Below are 18,102 nucleotides of genomic sequence, written 5' to 3'. Positions count from 1 at the left end.
TGGGCGTCAGCGGCTGGGGATCTGTTCCAGTAGACGGATGAGCAGCTGCCAGAAACGGTGTACCGCCGGAATATGCACCCGCTCGTCCGGCGAGTGGGCACCCTGAATGGTGGGGCCGAAGGAGACCATATCCCAGTGGGGGTAGGCCGGCTGGAACAGACCGCATTCAAGGCCGGCGTGGATCACCATGATCTTGGGGTCGGAGGTGAACAACTCCTTATGGGTCTCGCGCAGCAGCCGCATGATGGGCGAGGCGGGATCCGGCGTCCAGCCGGGGTAATGACCGCTGAACTGGCACTCGGCACCCGCCAGATTGGCCACCGCCTGGGTCATCTGCTCCACGTGCTGGCGACCGGTCTCGTTCAGCGAGCGGATCAGGCACTGCACCTGAATGGCATCGTCCTGGGTGCTGATGACGCCCAAGTTGGTGGAGGTTTCCACCACACCGGCAATCGCATCGCTCATACGGATGACGCCGTTGGGGCAGGCCAGCAAGGCATCCAGCAGTCGTTGCTGAGCCGCCTGGTTTAGGCAACGGCTTGGCAGGGGAGCTTGAGTCAGGCTGAATCCCAGCTTGCTGTCGATGGCGGCCAGTTCCGTCTTGAGCGGCGCACTTAACCGGGTCAGGGCCGCTGCCAGGGCATCCGCGTGTTGGCTGGGCAACAGCAGCAGGGCACGTGCTTCCCGCGGAATGGCATTGCGTAAGGTGCCGCCACTGAGTTCGGCCAGACGCAACGGCAGTTCGTGACTCAGGCTCTCCAACAGACGAGCCAGCAGCTTGTTGGCATTGCCGCGCCCCTGGTGGATGTTGACGCCGGAGTGGCCGCCTCGCAAACCGCTGAGCTTGATCTCCCAGGCCTGATGTTCCGCGGGCACCGGCTCGGCGGCGTAGGCAAAGCGCAACAAGGCATCGACCCCGCCGGCACAGCCCATGTAGACCTCGCCGTCCTGTTCGGAGTCTGTGTTCAGCAATATCTCGCCTTCCAACAGACCGGGCTGCAGTCCCTTGGCGCCCGTCATGCCGGCCTCTTCATCTATCGTCAGCAGCACCTCAATGGGCCCATGCTTGATATGGCGATCCGCCAGCACCGCCAGGCAGGCGGCGGCGCCGATGCCGTTATCCGCCCCTAGGGTCGTCCCTCTGGCACGAACCCATTCGCCGTCCACATATGCATCAATGGGGTCCTTGGTGAAGTCGTGCTGTGTATCGGCGTTGGCCTGGGGCACCATGTCGATGTGGGCCTGCAGTATCACGCCCTTGCGATCTTCCATGCCCGGGGTGGCCGGCTTCTTGATGATAAGGTTGCCAACCTGATCCACCACCACCGGCAAACCCTGCTCGCGGGCCCAGGTCTGGATCCACTGGCTGAGGGCCGCTTCGTGCTTGGAAGGGTGAGGAATGGCGCAGAACTGGGCGAAAAAACGCCACAGGCCATTGGGTTGAAGTTGGGTAAGGCTGGTCACGCTGGCTCCTTAGGCTGGCACAGTCGGCAAAGTGGTGATCTGGCTGCATCATAGCGAGAAGGATTCTGGGTGTCAGCCCTTGAACACCAACGCCAGAATCCGCTGCGTTATTTGGATATTTCAGTCATGAAAAAAAGCATGAAATCCTATTTGCAGTGATAACTGCAGTTTCAACTCATAAATTAAGATGGCTGTGCTGATGCTCGAACAGGGAGGGGCTTAACGGAGTCTAATCTCGTTTGACACCTGGATTTTTGCGGCCATGTCGCCCCGCCGATGGGCCCCATTTCTGACAAAGGAGTCAAATTTGCCCAATGAATGGGAAAGTGGCAAAGCGATCGTTTTTTTACCGCATGATAACGTTTTCTACCTGCCGTTCAGGCTAGTAAATGCCAAGGTGCCTCTCTATAATTGCGCGAAATTTTAGCGCTCCTCTCCGAATCGGCCGCCACTTTTTGGGGGCTTGTTTTGTTTTCTGGCTAACTCACCGGATCAACGGCCTTTGGCTGGCATTCGGGCAGCGGCATCCGTCTTGTCCCTCGGGATTAGAGCAGGAGGGTCGAGCGGAGAAGGGAAAATTAACTCTCCAAGGAACCGAGAACCCATGTTAGAAAAACTGTTCAAGCTCAGCGAACACAACACCACTGTTCGCACCGAGATACTGGCAGGGATCACCACCTTCCTGACCATGGCCTACATCATCTTTGTTAACCCCAGCATACTGTCCATGACCGGCATGGATCAGGGCGCCGTGTTTGTGGCCACCTGTCTGGCGGCGGCCTTCGGTTGCTTCATCATGGGGTTGTATGCCAACTATCCGGTGGCTCAGGCCCCAGGGATGGGTCTCAATGCCTTCTTCACCTTCACCGTGGTGAAGGGCTTGGGCTACAGCTGGGAAGTGGCCCTGGGGGCCGTGTTCCTGTCCGGGGTCGCCTTCCTGGCATTGAGCCTGTTCAAGGTGCGGGAGTGGATCGTCAACTCCATTCCTGAGGCCTTGCGTCTGGGGATCGGGGCCGGTATCGGTCTGTTCCTGGGCCTGATCGCCCTGAAGAATGCCGGCATCGTGGTAGACAATCCGGCTACCCTGGTGGGTCTGGGTGATATGACGGCGCTGCAGCCGGCCCTGGCCGTGCTGGGTTTCATCCTGATCATTGCCATGGCCCACCGCAACATCAAGGGTGCCGTGCTGTACGCCATCCTGGCGGTGACTCTGATCGGTCTGGCGCTGGGCGATGTGCAGTATCATGGCCTGGTTTCCGCTCCGCCCAGCATAGCCCCGACCCTGCTGAAGATGGATATCATGGGCGCCATGAATGTCGGCATGATCTCTGTCATCTTCGCCTTCTTGTTCGTCATCCTGTTTGATACCTCTGGCACCCTGATCGCCGTGGCCGACAAGGCCGGCATGCTGGATAGCCAAGGCCGTCTGCCCCGTCTGGGCAAGGCGCTGGTGTCTGATGCGCTGTCCACCGTGGCCGGTGCGGCCCTGGGGACTTCTTCTACTACCAGTTACATCGAGAGCGCCTCCGGCGTGGCTGCCGGTGGCCGTACCGGTATGACCGCCATTACCGTTGGGGTGTTGTTCCTGCTGGCGCTGTTCTTCGCGCCGCTGGCGGGCATGGTCCCGGCCTACGCTACCGCAGGAGCCCTGTTCTACGTGGCCATCCTGATGATGTCCTCCCTGGCCAAGGTGAAGTGGGGCGATCTGACCGAAGCGGCCCCCGTGGCCGTGGTGGCCCTGATGATGCCGCTCTCCTTCTCCATCGCCCACGGCATCGAATTGGGCTTTGTCAGCTATGCCGCCATCAAGCTGCTGAGCGGTCGCGCCAAAGAGGTGAGTGTCAGCGTCTGGGTGCTGGCGGCGCTGTTCCTGGCGCACATAGTGTTCTTTAGCGTGCATTGATCCAGGGGCCACCTAGGGTGGACCTTTGCCCGCCGCAAGGCGGCCTGACGGGGCGGTATCCGGGATGCCGCCCCGTTTGTTCACTGCCAACCTGCGATCTATTGGTGGGTATGACAGATGATTTGGCGAATTTGCCGACAATCGCATCGCCTTTTGCCGGTAATGACGGTAAAATCGCCGGCCTTTAGCGTATGCCTCCTCGTGTCCTTCGCGGTTTGGCCTGCACTATGTTCTCTTCTCCCGCCCCCGAGAACTTTGCGACCAGCGACTACTGACTGGTCCGGCTTTTGCTATAAGTTCAGCGGGGGGAACCTGTGGTAAGACGGTTTGTCCGTGGCAGGTAATGGCACGGCAAGCATATGATTAATTTGAAAATGGTTGAGTTCATCATGGGCAACAAAAAATTCTACGTATCCTGGGACAACCTGCAACGCGAGGCCCGTCGTCTGGCTCGTCGTCAAATGCCGGCCGAGCAGTGGAAGGGGATCATCGCCGTTAGTCGCGGTGGCCTGGTGCCTGCTGCCCTGATGGCCCGGGAGTTGGGGATTCGCTTTGTCGATACCATCTGCATCTCCAGCTATGACCACGACAACCAGCGCGATCTGCATGTGCTCAAGAAGGTAGAGGGTGACGGGGAAGGTTTCCTCATCGTCGACGATCTGGTGGACAGCGGCAACACCGCCAAGGTGATCCGCGAGCTTTATCCCAAGGGCAAGTTCATCACCATCTTCGCCAAGCCCAAGGGCGAGGCCCTGGTGGATGATTTCGAGGTGTCCATTCCGCAGGACACCTGGATCGAACAACCCTGGGACATGGCCCTCTCCTTCGTGGCGCCACTGTGTGACGAAGGCGCCGAATGATGACAAAGGCTCCCTCGAGGAGCCTTTTCTTTTTGCCGCAATCTGCCCATCATAAGAAATCCCTTCCTTAGCATTCCGCCGTTAGCCATGTCCGAGCCTGAAATCCTTAACCTCAGCGAGAAGCTGTTCAGCCATCAGCGCAAGATCCAGGAAACCTCCATGATTTCCAACTCGGCCGAACCGCTGTGTGTCAGTCCGGGGGAGCAGGTGCTCATCGAGGGCCTCTGTTCCAGCGCCTGGTACCGGCTGCTGCGGCGAGCCTTCTGGATTTGGCAGGGCGCCGAGCCCATCGAGATAGAGGAGATATTGGCGCGCATCGCCAACTCGGATGCCAAGCGCACCCATGATCAGCTGCTGGATACGGTGCAGGGTTATCTGCCGGGCAACTGGATATACGAATGGAGTCAGACCGCCGGCCAGTACCAGAAGCTGGGCAAGGAGCTCGAGCGGGTCGGCGAGCGTCGCGCGGCCCGCGAGGCCTATCTCAAGGCCACACGCTACTACTCCATCGCCAGCTATCCCCATCTCAAGGGGGATGAATTGGCCGAGCAGGCTCAGTTGCTGGCCAATCAGGCCTATCGGGAGGCGGGGCGTCTGCTCAAGGTGCCGCTCAAACTCATCAAGGTGCCGTTTCGCGGCAAGGAGATCCTGGGTTACCTGCACCTGCCGGTGGAGGACAGGCCAGTGCCCATCGTCATGGTCAGTGGCAGCATCGACAGCCTACAGATGGACTTCTACCGCTTCTTCAAGGAGTACCTGAAGCCCTTGGGCATCGGCATGTTGTCGCTGGACATGCCCGGCATCGGCTATGCCAGCCATTGGCCCCTGGTGCAGGACTCCAGCCGTCTGCACCAGGCGGTGCTGCATCACATCAAGGATCTGCCCTGGGTGGATAGCCAGCGCATCGGCATGGTGGGCTTTCGTCTGGCGGGCAATATTGCGGCCCGCCTGGCCTACCTGGAGCCGGCGCACCTCAAGTTGGCGGTGTGTATCGGGCCCGGCCTCAACCAGTACTTCATGGATCCGGCGCTGTTCAACCGTTCCCCCCCCATGATGCGGGCCAGCCTGGCCAATCGGCTGGGGGAGGATGCGGCCAACTGGGCGAATCTGCAGACCCAGTGTCAGGTATTCTCCCTCAAGCGCCAGGGACTGGTGGGGGTGACCCGCACCCGGGTGCCTATTCTCAGCATCGGCCATAAGCAGGACTTCATCTGCCCCGAGTCGGATATCCGTACCCTGGCCTCCTCCAGCCATTACGGCAAGGCGGTGGTGATGGACAAACTGCCGATGAAGGAGGTGTTTGAGAAGGCCTTGAGTGAAACTTGTGACTGGCTGAAACTTCACTTCCATCTTTGACGGGTACACTGGCCACGGAATTGACCATCTGTGGCCCGTGGAGGAGACATGTCAGCAATGCACCCCAATGGAAGACACACCCAGGATGCCTTCATGCAACTGGGTCCTTACCTGCGTCCCGAACAGAGTGACAGCCAGCGTTATTTCTTTGATTGTCTGGAAGTGTGCCTCAACCTCAAGCATGAGCCCGAGTTGCGGGAGTTCTGGGGCTGGTGGCTGGAGCTCACCCCATGCGACAGCGGTTTTGCCATGAAGAGTGAGTTTGGCCTGTTCAGTAAGGAAGGGATCTGGGAGGCCTGTACCCCGCCGGCCAAGCATAAAGCGGCCCTGGGCGCCAGTCGCCAGCAGTTTCTCGGTCGCCTGGAGGCGCTGCTGACCAAGTGGCAGATGGCACTGGTGGAGAGCCGCCCCGCGCCGGCCAGTCAGCCGGATGAGCAACCCAGCGCCGAACCAGCCTGAGCCCGCCATGACCCGGTCGTCCCCAGGGGCGGCCGGCCAAAATCCCATTGCAGCCTGCCAGTTGCCTCGGTATAAAGAGGCACTCCGTATTCCGTGGTATTTTCGATGGACAAGAAGACCATTGTCGTCAAGTTGGGGACCAGCATCCTCACCGGCGGCACCAATCGCATTGATCGCGCCCACATGGTGGAGCTGGTTCGCCAGTGTGCCGCCCTGCATCGCCAAGGCCACCATATCGTCGTGGTGACTTCGGGTGCCGTGGCCGCCGGTCGCGAGGCACTGGGGCATCCCAAGCTGCCCGCCACCATGCCCCACAAGCAGATGCTGGCCGCCGTGGGGCAGAGCCACCTGCTGCAGATCTGGCAGAGTCTGTTTGGCATCTACAACCTGCATGTGGGTCAGATGCTGCTGACGCGGGCGGATCTGGAGGACAGAGAGCGCTTCCTCAATGCCCGGGATACCATGCATACCCTGCTGCATCACCGCATCATTCCGGTGATCAACGAAAACGACGCCGTGGCCACCGCCGAGATCAAGGTGGGGGATAACGACAACCTCTCGGCCCGCGCCGCCATCCTGGCGGATGCGGATCTGCTGATCCTGCTGACCGATCAGCGGGGGCTGTTTACCGCCGATCCCAGATCCAACCCGGATGCCCAACTGATCGAAGAGGTGCAGACCATAGACGACACCCTGCGCAAGCTGGCGGGGGATAGCGTCAGCGGCCTGGGCACCGGCGGCATGGCCACCAAGCTGCAGGCAGCCGACGTGGCCCGCCGTGCCGGTATCGAGGTGGTGATCGCCACCGGCCAGCTGCCGGAAGTCATCGGCCGGTTGGCCAAGGGCGAGCGGGTCGGCACCCGCTTCCCCGCCATTGCCACCCCGTTGGAGAGTCGCAAGAGCTGGATCCTGGCCGGCCCCCCGCCCCATGGCGAGATCGTCATCGACGAAGGCGCCGAGCGGGCGGTGCGCACCAAGGGCTCCAGCCTGCTGCCCAAGGGCATAGTGGCGCTCAAGGGCCAGTTTGAACGGGGCGAGGCGGTACGCATCGTCAACCGGGATGGCCGTGAGCTGGCCCGCGGCATCTGTCGCTATGCGTCCGAGGATCTGCAACGGATCACCGGTCGCCACTCTGATGAAATCGAGGCTTGTCTGGGCTATGGATACGGCCCGGTGGCCATCCACCGTGATGACATGGTGTTGCTGTAAGGAGTTGATGATGGAACTTGTATCGATGGGCCAGGCGGCCCGGGACGCGGCCTTCACCCTGGCGGTTGCCCCCACCGCCCTGAAGAATCAGGCCCTGGCGGCCATGGCCGACGAGCTGGAAGCCCAGGCAGAGCGGGTGCTGGCGGCCAATGCCTTGGACATCAAGGCGGCCCGGGACACAGGCATGAACGAGGCCTTGCAGGATCGCCTGCTGCTTAACCCGGCCAGGCTGGCCGGTATTGTGGCGGACGTGCGTAAGGTCATCAGCCTGGACGATCCCGTGGGCAGCGAGCTGGAGAGCCGGGTGCTGGACAACGGCATGCGCCTGTCCCGCCGCCGGGTGCCCATCGGCGTCATCGGCGTCATCTACGAGGCACGGCCCAACGTCACCATCGACATCGCGGCCCTGTGTTTGAAGACCGGCAACGCCAGCATTTTGCGTGGCGGCCGCGAGACCTTCCACTCCAACATGGCACTGGTGGCGGTGATCCAGGCGGCCCTGGCCAAGGTTGGCCTGCCGGCGGCCGCGGTGCAGTATATCGAAAGCCCGGATCGGGCCCTGGTGGGCCAGCTGCTGACTCTGGATCAGTATGTGGACATGATCATCCCTCGCGGTGGCGCCAACCTGCACAAGCTGTGCAAGGAGCAGAGTACCATTCCTGTCATCATCGGCGGTTTTGGGGTCAGCCACCTGTTTGTGGATGAGAGTGCCGATCTGGTGCGGGCCCTGGATGTCATCGACAATGCCAAGGTGCAGCGCCCCTCCGCCTGTAACGCTCTGGATACCCTGCTGGTCCACGAGGCGGTGGCCGAGCGGTTCCTGCCGGCGCTGGCAGCCCGGATGAATGCCCGGGGCGTCAGTCTGGTGGCCGCCGCCAAGGCCTATGGCCCGCTGGCGGCCGCCGGTGCGGATGGTCTGCGGGAGGCGGGGCCGGAGGATTTCGATACCGAGTGGCTGAGCCTGACTCTGGGGGTGCGGCTGGTGGCGGATGTGGAGGCGGCCCTGGCGCACCTGCGGGCGCACAATGCCTGTCACTCCGATGCCATCCTGACCAACAGCCTGGTAAATGCCGAGCGCTTCATCAACGGGGCTGGTTCGGCGGCCGTGTATGTCAACGCCTCCACCCGGTTTACCGATGGCGCTCAGTTTGGCCTGGGAGCCGAAGTGGCCGTCTCCACCCAGAAGCTGCATGCCCGGGGCCCCATGGGGCTGACCGAGCTGACCAGCTACAAGTGGGTGGGGCAGGCCGATTATCTGTGCCGACCCTAGGGAAGGCTAGACCCTCACGCTGCTGAGGGTTATTGAAACAAGGAGCTTGCATGCCATCCCGTCTCAAGGGGGCGCTGGGGCCGGTGGGGCCCCTGCCTGAACAACTGGAGCAGTGGCGGCAGCGGCTGTTACGACAGCTGCCCGGTCCCCTGCATGGCGTGCGCACCCTGTTTGTGGGGGATCCCTTGAAGGTCATCATCACCTTTGAGGACGACAGGGTGGAAGTCTTCTTGCCTCAGGTGGAGTGGCCTCTGCCCAATGTGCCGCGACAAAAACCCCAACTGCAGGGCTGCATTGCCTTGGCTGATGGTTCCTTTGACGCCTTGCTGGCACTCATCGAACAGACCATACATCGCCGGGTGCAAAGCTTTCGCGAATGTAGCTGCTGCGGCCGGCGGATGCCGCCGGAGATGATGGGCAGCGTCAGCGGACAGGCCACCTGTCGCCGTTGCATCGAAGGGCGTCGCCTACTGCTGTAAGTCAGATCCCGCTGTCGCTTTGACCATTGCTGACTAGACTCAAGAGCAGGCGGATGGTCAGGAGGTGGCGCATGGGACGACGAATTCTGATGTTGTGGCTCCTTGGTCTGACATCGCTATGGATGACGCCCCTGCAAGCCGGCGAGCTGGTACTCACCTATCCGCCACCGGAATTCAAGAGCGATGCCCGGCATCCCTATTTTCTCGCCCTGCTGCAGCTGGCCCTGGATCATACGGTGGCCGAAGAGGGGCCCTACCGCTTGCAGCCCCTGGCCAACGTGGCCCAGCAGAGTCGGGCGTTTCGCCTGTTGGGCAATAAGCAGCTGGATGTCATGTGGTCCATGACGTCAAGGGAGCGCGAGCATGCCTATTTACCCGTCCGTATCCCCCTGATGAAAGGCTTGCTGGGTTATCGGGTGATCCTCATCAACCGGGAGGACAGTGCCATCTTTGAGGGCATGGATGAGGAGAACCTCAAGGAGGTCACCTGCTATCAGGGGCACGACTGGCCGGATCTGGACATCTTGGCGTTTAACGGCTTCCAAGTGCGGGGGGTAGCTAACTACCTGCGCATCTTCACCATGCTGGATCGCGGCATGATTGACTGTTTTCCCCGGGGTATCCTCGAAGCGTGGGGGGAGATTGACAGTCAGCATCTGCAGAACAGCGTGGTGGACAGCCGCTTTGTGCTCATCTATCCCACGGCCATCTATTTCTTCGTCAATCAAGAGAATCACGCCCTGGCGGAGCGCCTGGAGCGTGGCTTACGGGCCGCGCTGACCGATGGCTCTTTCGACCGTCTGTTGTATGGCTACCCGGCTCACCAGGAGGCGCTGGCGCGGGCCAAGCTGGAGCAGCGGGTCAAGGTAGTGCTGCAAAACCCGCTGTTGCCACCCTTGACGCCCTTGTCGGATCCGACTCTCTGGCATGATGGGGGGGCCGCGCGGGCCGCCCCTTGAGCATAAAAAAACGCCGCATAACCATGCGGCGTTTGGTTTAGCGAGCAGCGGTAAGCTTACTTGAGGTAGGTGCCGTCGCTGCCGATCTTGCCCGGGCCGTTCAGTACCCAGATACGGGCGGAATAGGCCGGTACGCTGAAGGTCATGCTGCCACCTGTGACCGTCAGGCTGCTGCCGGTGACGGCATCCAGGTAGGTGCCGTTTTGTACGCCGGAGACGGTGACGCTCTGCTGGCTGCTGGCCGCCAGGCCCACCACCGCATAGCTCCCTTCGCTGGAGAGATCCCGCACATAGCTGATGCCGGCGCCCCATTCGTTCACTTGACTCATGGCTGCCTTCTGCAGGGCCGGGATGGCCTTGCGGATCTGGTTCAGACGCTTGATGTGCTGGTAGAGGGGCTTGCTGGGCGTGCTGGTATTATCCAAGACATCCCCATAGTAGGCCCGACCGGTCTGATCCAGGGTATCCGTGCTGCCGGTGACATCTTGCGGCAGGCCGGCCTGGAACATCACTTCCTCACCGTAGTAGAGGGTCGGTATGCCCCGGGCGGTCCACAACAGGTTGTAGACCATGGCCGCATTGGCTTCTGCACCGCCGTAACGGTATTTGAAGTCGTTATCCGGGCCCACATCGTGGTTCTGGAAGAAGGTCACCAGCTTGGTGGCATCACCATAGACCCAGTCCATGCTGAAGATGCCGCCGATACCGCCGAAGTTGCCGTTGCGGATGTTGTCGCGGAAGGTGGAGAACAAGGAGAAGTCCAGCACCGACAGGCCTGAATCACCACCGGCGGTGGGGTCAGCCGGATTGGCGGTGGTACGGGTATACCACCAGGGACGGATCACCGCCGAGGCGTTGTCGTTGGCCAGCTCGGAGCCCCAGCCAGTGCCTTTGACCAGGTTCTCACCGAACACGAACAGGCCCGGCTTGTAGCTCTGCCAATCGTGAACATAGGTCAACAGCTCATCCCGCTCCACATGCTTGATGGTATCCAGACGGATGGCGTCGACACCCATGTCCAGATACATGTGAATGGCGCCGTTGATGTAGTCCTTCACGTTCTGGTTGCCGGTGGCCAGGTCGATACAGTCGCCGGCCATGTGCTTGTTCTGCAGTGAGGTGGGGCTTTCCCAGTCACCGCCGGACATGAAGCCATCCAAGTGGTACCACTGGCTGTCCAGCGCCGTGGCGTCAATGCCAAAGAAGCGGTTGGCATCGTAGCCTGCTGCGGGCACTGTGGCGCCACTCTTGGGATCGGTGAAGGAGACTAGGCCCTCGGGATCAGAGTCGCACTTGGCGCGATACCAGTCCGGTGCCACCGGGTTGTCATCGTCACAGCGGTATTGGCTGACGTAGTCGCCCAGGTTGCCCTGGTAGGGACCGTTGTCGACAAGACCCTGGCTGGAGCCGGTCGGGACGTAGTACTTGATGGGCAGGTGGTTGATCCACACCTTGCCCCGCAGGCCATATTGACTGGAGTGGTTGACCACCACGTCCTGAATGACCTTGAGCCCCTTGGCATGAGCGGCGTTGATGAAGTCCTGGTAGGTACCACCTTCAGATTCCAGGCGGGGATCCACCTTGTAGAAGTCATAGGCATGGTAACCGTGGTAGTCGAGTCCGGAACGGTTCTCCACCGGCGGGGTCACCCAGATGGCGGTGAAGCCCAGATCCTTGATGTAATCCAGCTGCTCGATCAGGCCCTTGAAGTCGCCCCGCCAGTGCGGATCGCCTGCCTTGACGCGATCCCGGTTGTAGTAGTTGTTGCTGGTGTCGCCGTCATAGAAGCGGGTGGTCATCAGGAAGTAGATGCTTTCTGAGCGGAAGTCACCGCTGACAGGCAGCTCGCCGATCTGATAGCTGAAGGTCTGTACCTGGCTGTTGCCGGTGGCGTCTACGGCCAGGGTCTTGATCACCAGATCCGTCCCTGAACCCACATCGGTGGCGGTGAAGCTCTGGCCACTGTACAGGGTGGAGGCGGTGGTGGGGGTGGAGCCGTCCGTGGTGACGTACACTGTGGGGTTGGTGTCCTGATTGTCGGAGACGGACAAGGTGATGGTCTGGCTGCTTTCGTAGCTGCCCGCTGCCGGGCTGGCGGTGACAGTGGGGGCTTTGCTGTCAACACCGGCCACTTCGGTCACATCCAGGCTCTTGTCGGAGGCGTCGAAGCAGATGTCATAGGTGGTGTCGGCGCTGACAAGGTAATCGGTGCTGGGATAGCTCTGGGTCCAGTCACCATAGTGGTCGATCTTGAAGCGAGGGTTGCTGCTGCCGAAGGTCTGACGGGTACAGAATACCACGCCATCATCACTGCTCATGGCGGTACTGGCCCAGTTATTGGGGGTGCCGCGGAAGTACCAGATGTCGGTGGTGGCATCGCTCACCACCAGGGTGACGGCACTGGTGCTGGTGGCGCCCTGATCGTCCGTCACCGTCAGGGTGATGGTCTGGGTGCCGGCGGCGGGTTGCAGGGTGAGGCTTTCACCGGTGGCACCCGTGCTCCAGCTGTAGCTGGCGATGTAACCGTCGGCATCGGTAGAGCCGCTCGCGCTCAAGGTGACACTATCGCCTGTGGTCAGCTTGACGGTGCCACTGGGGCTGATCACCGCCTGGGGGGCCTGATTACTACCGCCCAGCGCGGTGATGCTGTAGCTGAAGCTGGTATCGTTGACCGTGACCCGGTAGTTGCCGGTACCGGTCACGTAAATATCGGAGCCGCTCTTGTCCAGCACGCCATCGGCGCCGGTATCCCCATAGTTGGTGGCCCAGTCGCCGTTTACGTCAAACTTGAGACGTTGGCTGGCCTGACCATCCAGGTAGATGTCGGCTTGCCAGACATGGTCTTCCACCAGCGTCATGGCGGTGGTGGCCCAGCTGTTGAAGGTGCCGCGGATGTACAGCTGACTCAGGTTATGCAGATAACCTGCCTCTTCGTCACAGCTGCTGACGGCACTGGCACTGATGGCCTTAGTGCTGCTGTCGAAGCTGATGAGGTAGCTGGTGTTGGCGCTGACGGTGTAGTCGGCGGTGGGGTAGCTCTCGCTCCAGTTGCCAGTGCGGTCAATCTTGAAGCGAGGGCCGCCAGTGCTGTCACCACTGGTGAAGCTTTGGCAACTGGTGTAGGTGGTGCCGGACTGCAGAGTGAGTGCCGTGGCAGCCCAGCTATTGGGGGTGCCACGGAAATACCAGTCGGCCGAGACGGGTAAGGCTAAGCCCACCAGACTCGCGGTCAGTATCCATTTTTTCATTGTTGGTTCCTATATGTTGTTTCGGTATCACGGCGGTCGGCCCTCGGCCGCCGACGCTTGTTATCTGTGCCTGTCATGGCTGACAGGCGAGCCCACTTTAGGCGAAAAAATGCGCAAAAAGTAAAGGTAAGCCAGGAAATGTGATCCTTTCACAAGGAGGGGGAGCCAAGCGTGATTGGCAGCGCTTTCAGCCCGGCAATGAAGAAAGGCCAGGGAAGCCCTGGCCTTATCGTCAGTGGGGCGGCAGGGGCGCCAACTGCCAGTCACCTTCCGACTGCCAGGCCAGCCGGTGACTGTGGAAGGGGGTGAGGGTGCTGCGGTGCCCGACACTCACCAGCACCATGTGAGGCAGACGGCTGCGCAGCAGGCCATACAGTCTGGCCTCACAGGCTTCGTCGAGGGCTGAGCTGGCTTCATCCATGAACAGCAGGGCGGGCTTGAGCAGCAAGACTCGGGCAAAGGCGACCCGCTGCTGTTCGCCCACGCTCAGGATCTGTCCCCAGTTGCGTTCCTCTTCGTCCAGCCGAGGGATCAGGTGGGACAGCCCCACCTCCTCCAGCACCGGCAGTATGACGTCATTGTCCAGGGGGGCGGCCGGATAGCAGATGGCCTGGCGCAGGGTGCCCAGCGGTAGATAGGGACGCTGAGCCAGGAACAGGGTGCCGCCCTCGGCAGGGAAGCTCACCTGCCCCTTGGCATAGGGCCAGATCCCGGCGATGGCCCGCAACAGGGTGGACTTGCCGCAGCCGGAGGGGCCCTGGATCAGCAGTGCCTGGCCGGGAGCCAGCTGCCAGCTGCTGGGGGGGTAGAGGATGCCTCCGGCCGGATGGTGCACGGCGACATCGTGCAGGCTCAGGCTATCCCCTTCCTCGGTGGCCTGCACCCGGGGCAGGGTGTCCACATGATCCAGCCCCATCTGGAAGGTGGCCAGACGATCCACCACCGATTTCCAGCGGGCCAGCACGGTGAAGTTATCGATCAGGGTGGAGAGTGAGCCCTGCACTGTCCCGAAGGCGGAGGCGATCTGCATCATGCCGCCCAGCTGGATCTGCTTGGCAAAGTAGCTGGGGGCCGAGACCACGAAGGGGAAGATGATGGCGATCTGGCCGTAGCCACTGGTGAAGAAGCCCAGTAGCTTCTGGCGCTTCATCAGGCGGAAGAAGTTGTCCACCACGGCGCCGAAGCGGCCGGTCAGCAGCTTGCCTTCCTCGTCGTGGCCGCGATACAGGGCCACCGACTCGGCGTTCTCCCGCAGCCGCACCAGGGAGAAACGAAAATCCGCCTCGAAGCGCTGCTGGTTGAAGTTGAGTCGCACCAGGGGGCGACCGATCAGGAAGGTCAGCGCCGTGCCCAGCACGGCATACACCAGGGCGAACCACACCATGTAACCCTGCGGCAGATTGAGATCCACGCCGGCCAGCTCCATGCGCAGCGGCGTCGAGAGGGCCCAGAGGATGCCGAGGAAGGTGATGGTGCGGGCAATATCCGCCAGGGTATCCAGGAACAGCTTGAGGGTGGAGGAAACAAACTCCGACACGTCCTCGGCGATCCGCTGATCCGGGTTATCGGTGCGCCGGTCGGTGAGCTGCAACCGGTAGAAGTTGCCCTTGGCGAGCCACTCCTGCATCAACGCCTTGGTCATCCAACGGCGCCAGACAATCTCCAGCATCTGGCGGAAGTAGAAGTTGTACACCGCCACTAGAATGTAGGCCGCCGCCAGACCGCAGAAGATCAGCAGCTGGTGCTTAAAGGCGGCAAAGTCCAGATCCTGCAAGGCGTTATAGAAGGCGTTGTTCCAGGTGTTGAGCAGTTTTTGGATATAGATGAGGGTGCCCGTCAATACCAGCACCAGCGCCAGTAGGCCCCAACCTTTCCAGGCCTCGGCTGAGCACCAGAATGGCTTGAGCAGCCGCCAGAAGTTATGCCCCAGATGACGCACGGGCGGAGACTCGATCATTTCACCTCCAACAGATGGGAATTCGGATGCCATGGCTCCGGCTCATTGTGGCAGAGCCGCTCGACAGATCAATCCTTTAGCTGTGATACCTGCCGGCCTCGTCTTGGCTGGCTACACTAGGAGAAGGATGCCCCGGCGTCTGTGACCGCACTCCCAAGCGCACCGGGAGGACAGCATGTTGCTTGAGTGGATCGGTGAACGGTTAGCCCGATATCTGGCCAAACCCAATCCGGGGGAAGGTTCCATGGCGACCCTGCCCCCCGAGGTGCTGGCGGCCACCCTGCGCAAGGGTGACATATTGCTGGTGGAGGGCACCAGCCGGTTTGGTACTGCCATCAAGTACCTGACCCAGTCCACCTGGTCCCACGCCGCCCTCTACATCGGCGACTCGCTGGGGGCGCCCAATTTCGGCGATGAACCCCTGGTGTTAATTGAGGCGGATGTGCTGGAGGGGGTGCGGGCCGTCCCCTTGAGCCTGTATGCCGACGACCATACCCGTATCTGCCGGCCGGTGGGTATCTCGGAGGCGGAGATCAACCGACTTATCGGCTACGCCATCTCCCAGCTGGGCGGCAAATACGATCTGAAAAACATCATCGACCTGCTGCGTTACCTGGTGCCTACGCCGCCGGTGCCCAGCCGCTGGCGCCGTCAGCTGCTCTTTATCGGTAGCGGCGACCCCACCCGCGCCATCTGCTCCTCCCTGATTGCCCAAGCGTTTGCCCATATCCACTACCCCATACTGCCGGAGCGGTTGCTGACCCGCTCGGAAGAGCCCGATTGTCCTCGCTGTTATCGGCAGTATTTCCGCATCCGCCATCACAGCCTGTATGCGCCGCGGGACTTCGATCTCTCGCCCTACTTCCAGGTGGTCAAACCCGTGCTGGAGCGGGGCTTTGATCCTCACCTCATTCAATGGCATGAAGAGCCGGTGGCCCTGTTGCCGCCACCGGCTCCCCAGCCCAGCCAGCCCACCGCTCGCCGACGGCATTGGCTGCGCCGCTGGTTTGTTCGTCGATCCACCTGAGGCTTGTCCTGTGCCCTGACCTTGGGGTAGGGTCTAGGTTCATTGCCTTAAGGAGATGCTATGTCAATCGAGCTTGTCTGGGTCGATTTCAACCAGCCGGAGCAGGCCGCCCAGTTGGTAGCCTTGCTGGACGCCTATGCCCGGGAGGAAGCCGGCGGCGGCGAGCCCCTGAGCGAGGAGGTGAAGACCCACCTGCCGTCCCGTCTGGCCAAACTGTCTTACGCCCACAGCCTGTTGGCCTATGTGGACGGGGTGCCGGCTGGACTCATTAACTGCATGGAGGGCTTCTCCAGCTTCCAGGCGCGGCCGCTGCTTAACCTGCACGATGTGGTGGTGTTGCCGGCATTTCGTGGTCAGGGTCTGATCCAGACCATGCTGGCAGAGGTGGAGGCTCAGGCCCAGCGGCTCGGCTGCTGCAAGTTGACCCTGGAGGTGCTCTCCGGTAATGCGCGTGCCCAGGGGGCCTATCGGCGGGCGGGTTATGCGGGTTATGAACTGGATCCGGCCATGGGCCAGGCCTTGTTCTGGCAGAAGAAGCTGGCTTGAGTGACCAGTGTCAGCCATAAAAAAACGCGCCAACTGGCGCGTTTTTTTATGCGGTTACAAGCCGGCGATGGCCGCTTGCTGCTCGCTGGCCTGCTGTTTTAGCGGTTGCCAACGGCCGTTGCGGTACTCCAGCAGTCCGGTCAGATGCCCACTACTTAGCAGGGTGCGGGCTACGCTGCGCACCGACACCACCTGATAGCGCCCGGCGACCCGATCGCCGAAGGGGTGGTCGTGGAAGTCCACATTGGCCTTGAACAGGCCGGCACCCATGCGGGTCAGTCGGTCTATTTCGATCACATCGGGGGTGAAGGCCTGGTAGAGAGGGCGTGCGCGGGCGGCTTCCCGGCTCATGGCCGGTGCGTCACCATCCAGGCTGGCCAGCCACTCCAGCACCCATTGGTTGCTGTTCTGGAACTGCAGCGAACCGGGACGGGCGATCATGTTGTAGTGGGGCTCGTGCAACTTGGCCGGCTGGGGGGTGGCGGCCTGCGCTATGATGGCCTGTTGCAGGTTGCTGTCCGGGATCAGGATCAGGGTGTCGTTGCTGCGCAGATCATCCAGATAGAAGTTGGTCAGCCCTTCGTCATACAGGCTGGAGTGGTCGGTACCGCACTCGTTGAGCAGGTGAAACACGCTCCAGGGGCCCTTGGGGCTGTCCCGCAGGGCGATCCCCACATGACTGTAGTGCAGACCGTACTTGGAGAGATCCGAGCCCACCCGTGCCAGTAACACCACCTGCCAGGGGCTGGCCTGTAGCCGTTCATACAGCCGCAGGGCACTCCGGCTGGCCTGAGCCAGGTCAATTGCCTGAGTGGGGGTTTGATTACAGCCCTGCCCGGCCCAGCCGGTTCCCAGCCAGAGGCTCAGCAGCAGGGCCAGGATGGCCTGTTTGCACATGGGTCAGTGCTTGTCGTGATGCAGTAGGGCTTCGCCGACCTTGTTGGGGACGAAGGCGATAAGCTTGCCCGCCTGGGTCAGAGCCCAGCCGCTGCCCTCGGTCGCCACCTCAACGGTGGACCCCGCCACCAGGGCGCTGGCGCCGGCCACCTCGCCCACGGCCAGCACGGAGGCCTTGGCCCCGGTGACGCTGTTCTTAACCAGGATGACAGTGCCTTCGGCACTGGCTTCCACGCCTTCCACCACCAGCTCCTTGGCGCCTTCGAACACGGTGGCGGATCCTTCCACCATGATGGTACTGCCTTCCACGGACAGGGCTGACCCTTGAGAGGCGGAATCGGCTTCCGCCAGCAGGGGCACGCCAGCCAGGGTCAGGCCGAGCAGCAGGTAATGCAGGGTAGAACTCATAGCAATTCCTTGATGAAAAAGGATAAATATTAGTCTGCCTCAACGGGGCTCAGGTCAAAC

Annotated in this window: 15 protein-coding genes; 10 read left to right on the top strand and 5 right to left on the bottom strand. The window is 61.5% G+C overall.

The features are described 5' to 3' along the window. Window positions 1-6: 6 nt before the first annotated feature. The gene (locus tag ABD847_RS11645) at window positions 7-1,464 is read right to left on the bottom strand and encodes an aminoacyl-histidine dipeptidase (RefSeq protein WP_345013164.1); all 1,458 of its coding nucleotides are present in this window, start codon (window positions 1,462-1,464) and stop codon (window positions 7-9) included. Window positions 1,465-2,068: 604 nt separating this feature from the next. On the opposite strand from ABD847_RS11645, the gene ABD847_RS11640 reads away from it, so the two are divergent. The 8 genes from ABD847_RS11640 to ABD847_RS11605 all read left to right on the top strand — a co-directional run bounded on the left by ABD847_RS11640 (window position 2,069) and on the right by ABD847_RS11605 (window position 9,959). After that, window positions 2,069-3,367 carry an NCS2 family permease gene (locus ABD847_RS11640; RefSeq protein WP_345013162.1) on the top strand — a complete coding sequence of 433 codons (1,299 nt, stop codon included), beginning with the start codon at window positions 2,069-2,071 and terminating at the stop codon, window positions 3,365-3,367. Window positions 3,368-3,756: 389 nt separating this feature from the next. Next, complete coding sequence (gene gpt / locus ABD847_RS11635) at window positions 3,757-4,227, top strand: xanthine phosphoribosyltransferase (RefSeq protein WP_345013160.1); 471 nt, start codon at window positions 3,757-3,759, stop codon at window positions 4,225-4,227. An 87-nt stretch (window positions 4,228-4,314) separates the two neighbouring features. Continuing rightward, complete coding sequence (gene frsA, locus ABD847_RS11630; RefSeq protein ID WP_345013158.1) at window positions 4,315-5,583, top strand: esterase FrsA; 1,269 nt, start codon at window positions 4,315-4,317, stop codon at window positions 5,581-5,583. Between the two features lie 48 nt (window positions 5,584-5,631). Further along, entirely contained in the window at window positions 5,632-6,042 is a 411-nt protein-coding gene (crl, locus tag ABD847_RS11625; RefSeq protein ID WP_345013156.1) for a sigma factor-binding protein Crl, read from the top strand. A gap of 105 nt (window positions 6,043-6,147) precedes the next feature. Then, window positions 6,148-7,251, top strand: coding sequence for a glutamate 5-kinase (gene proB / locus ABD847_RS11620; RefSeq protein WP_345013154.1), 1,104 nt, complete (start codon window positions 6,148-6,150; stop codon window positions 7,249-7,251). A gap of 10 nt (window positions 7,252-7,261) precedes the next feature. Then, window positions 7,262-8,521, top strand: coding sequence for a glutamate-5-semialdehyde dehydrogenase (locus tag ABD847_RS11615; protein WP_345013152.1), 1,260 nt, complete (start codon window positions 7,262-7,264; stop codon window positions 8,519-8,521). A gap of 50 nt (window positions 8,522-8,571) precedes the next feature. Further along, window positions 8,572-9,000: a hypothetical protein gene (locus ABD847_RS11610; RefSeq protein ID WP_345013150.1), complete on the top strand. Its 429-nt coding sequence runs from the start codon at window positions 8,572-8,574 to the stop codon at window positions 8,998-9,000. Window positions 9,001-9,071: 71 nt separating this feature from the next. Further along, window positions 9,072-9,959: a type 2 periplasmic-binding domain-containing protein gene (locus ABD847_RS11605; protein ID WP_345013148.1), complete on the top strand. Its 888-nt coding sequence runs from the start codon at window positions 9,072-9,074 to the stop codon at window positions 9,957-9,959. A 56-nt stretch (window positions 9,960-10,015) separates the two neighbouring features. On the opposite strand, the gene ABD847_RS11600 is transcribed toward ABD847_RS11605, so the two are convergent. Continuing rightward, entirely contained in the window at window positions 10,016-13,207 is a 3,192-nt protein-coding gene (locus tag ABD847_RS11600; RefSeq protein ID WP_345013146.1) for an alpha-amylase family glycosyl hydrolase, read from the bottom strand. Between the two features lie 232 nt (window positions 13,208-13,439). After that, entirely contained in the window at window positions 13,440-15,164 is a 1,725-nt protein-coding gene (locus ABD847_RS11595) for an ABC transporter ATP-binding protein/permease (protein WP_345013144.1), read from the bottom strand. A gap of 175 nt (window positions 15,165-15,339) precedes the next feature. On the opposite strand from ABD847_RS11595, the gene ABD847_RS11590 reads away from it, so the two are divergent. Then, entirely contained in the window at window positions 15,340-16,191 is an 852-nt protein-coding gene (locus ABD847_RS11590) for a YiiX/YebB-like N1pC/P60 family cysteine hydrolase (protein ID WP_345013142.1), read from the top strand. A gap of 60 nt (window positions 16,192-16,251) precedes the next feature. Then, complete coding sequence (locus ABD847_RS11585; protein WP_345013141.1) at window positions 16,252-16,737, top strand: GNAT family N-acetyltransferase; 486 nt, start codon at window positions 16,252-16,254, stop codon at window positions 16,735-16,737. A gap of 54 nt (window positions 16,738-16,791) precedes the next feature. Here the strand turns inward: ABD847_RS11585 and ABD847_RS11580 are convergent, their stop codons facing one another. After that, window positions 16,792-17,634 (bottom strand): DUF2145 domain-containing protein, encoded by an 843-nt coding sequence (locus tag ABD847_RS11580; RefSeq protein WP_345013140.1) that lies wholly within the window; start codon window positions 17,632-17,634, stop codon window positions 16,792-16,794. A gap of 3 nt (window positions 17,635-17,637) precedes the next feature. Further along, on the bottom strand, window positions 17,638-18,042 hold the full coding sequence (locus ABD847_RS11575) for a hypothetical protein (RefSeq protein WP_345013138.1): 405 nt from the start codon (window positions 18,040-18,042) through the stop codon (window positions 17,638-17,640). Between the last annotated feature and the right edge of the window lie 60 nt (window positions 18,043-18,102).

The sequence above is a fragment of the Pseudaeromonas paramecii genome, assembly GCF_039540575.1.
In the GTDB taxonomy this organism is placed as follows: domain Bacteria; phylum Pseudomonadota; class Gammaproteobacteria; order Enterobacterales; family Aeromonadaceae; genus Pseudaeromonas; species Pseudaeromonas paramecii.
Note: the sequence above shows the minus strand (reverse complement) of the source record. Positions and strands in the feature narration are given on the sequence as shown.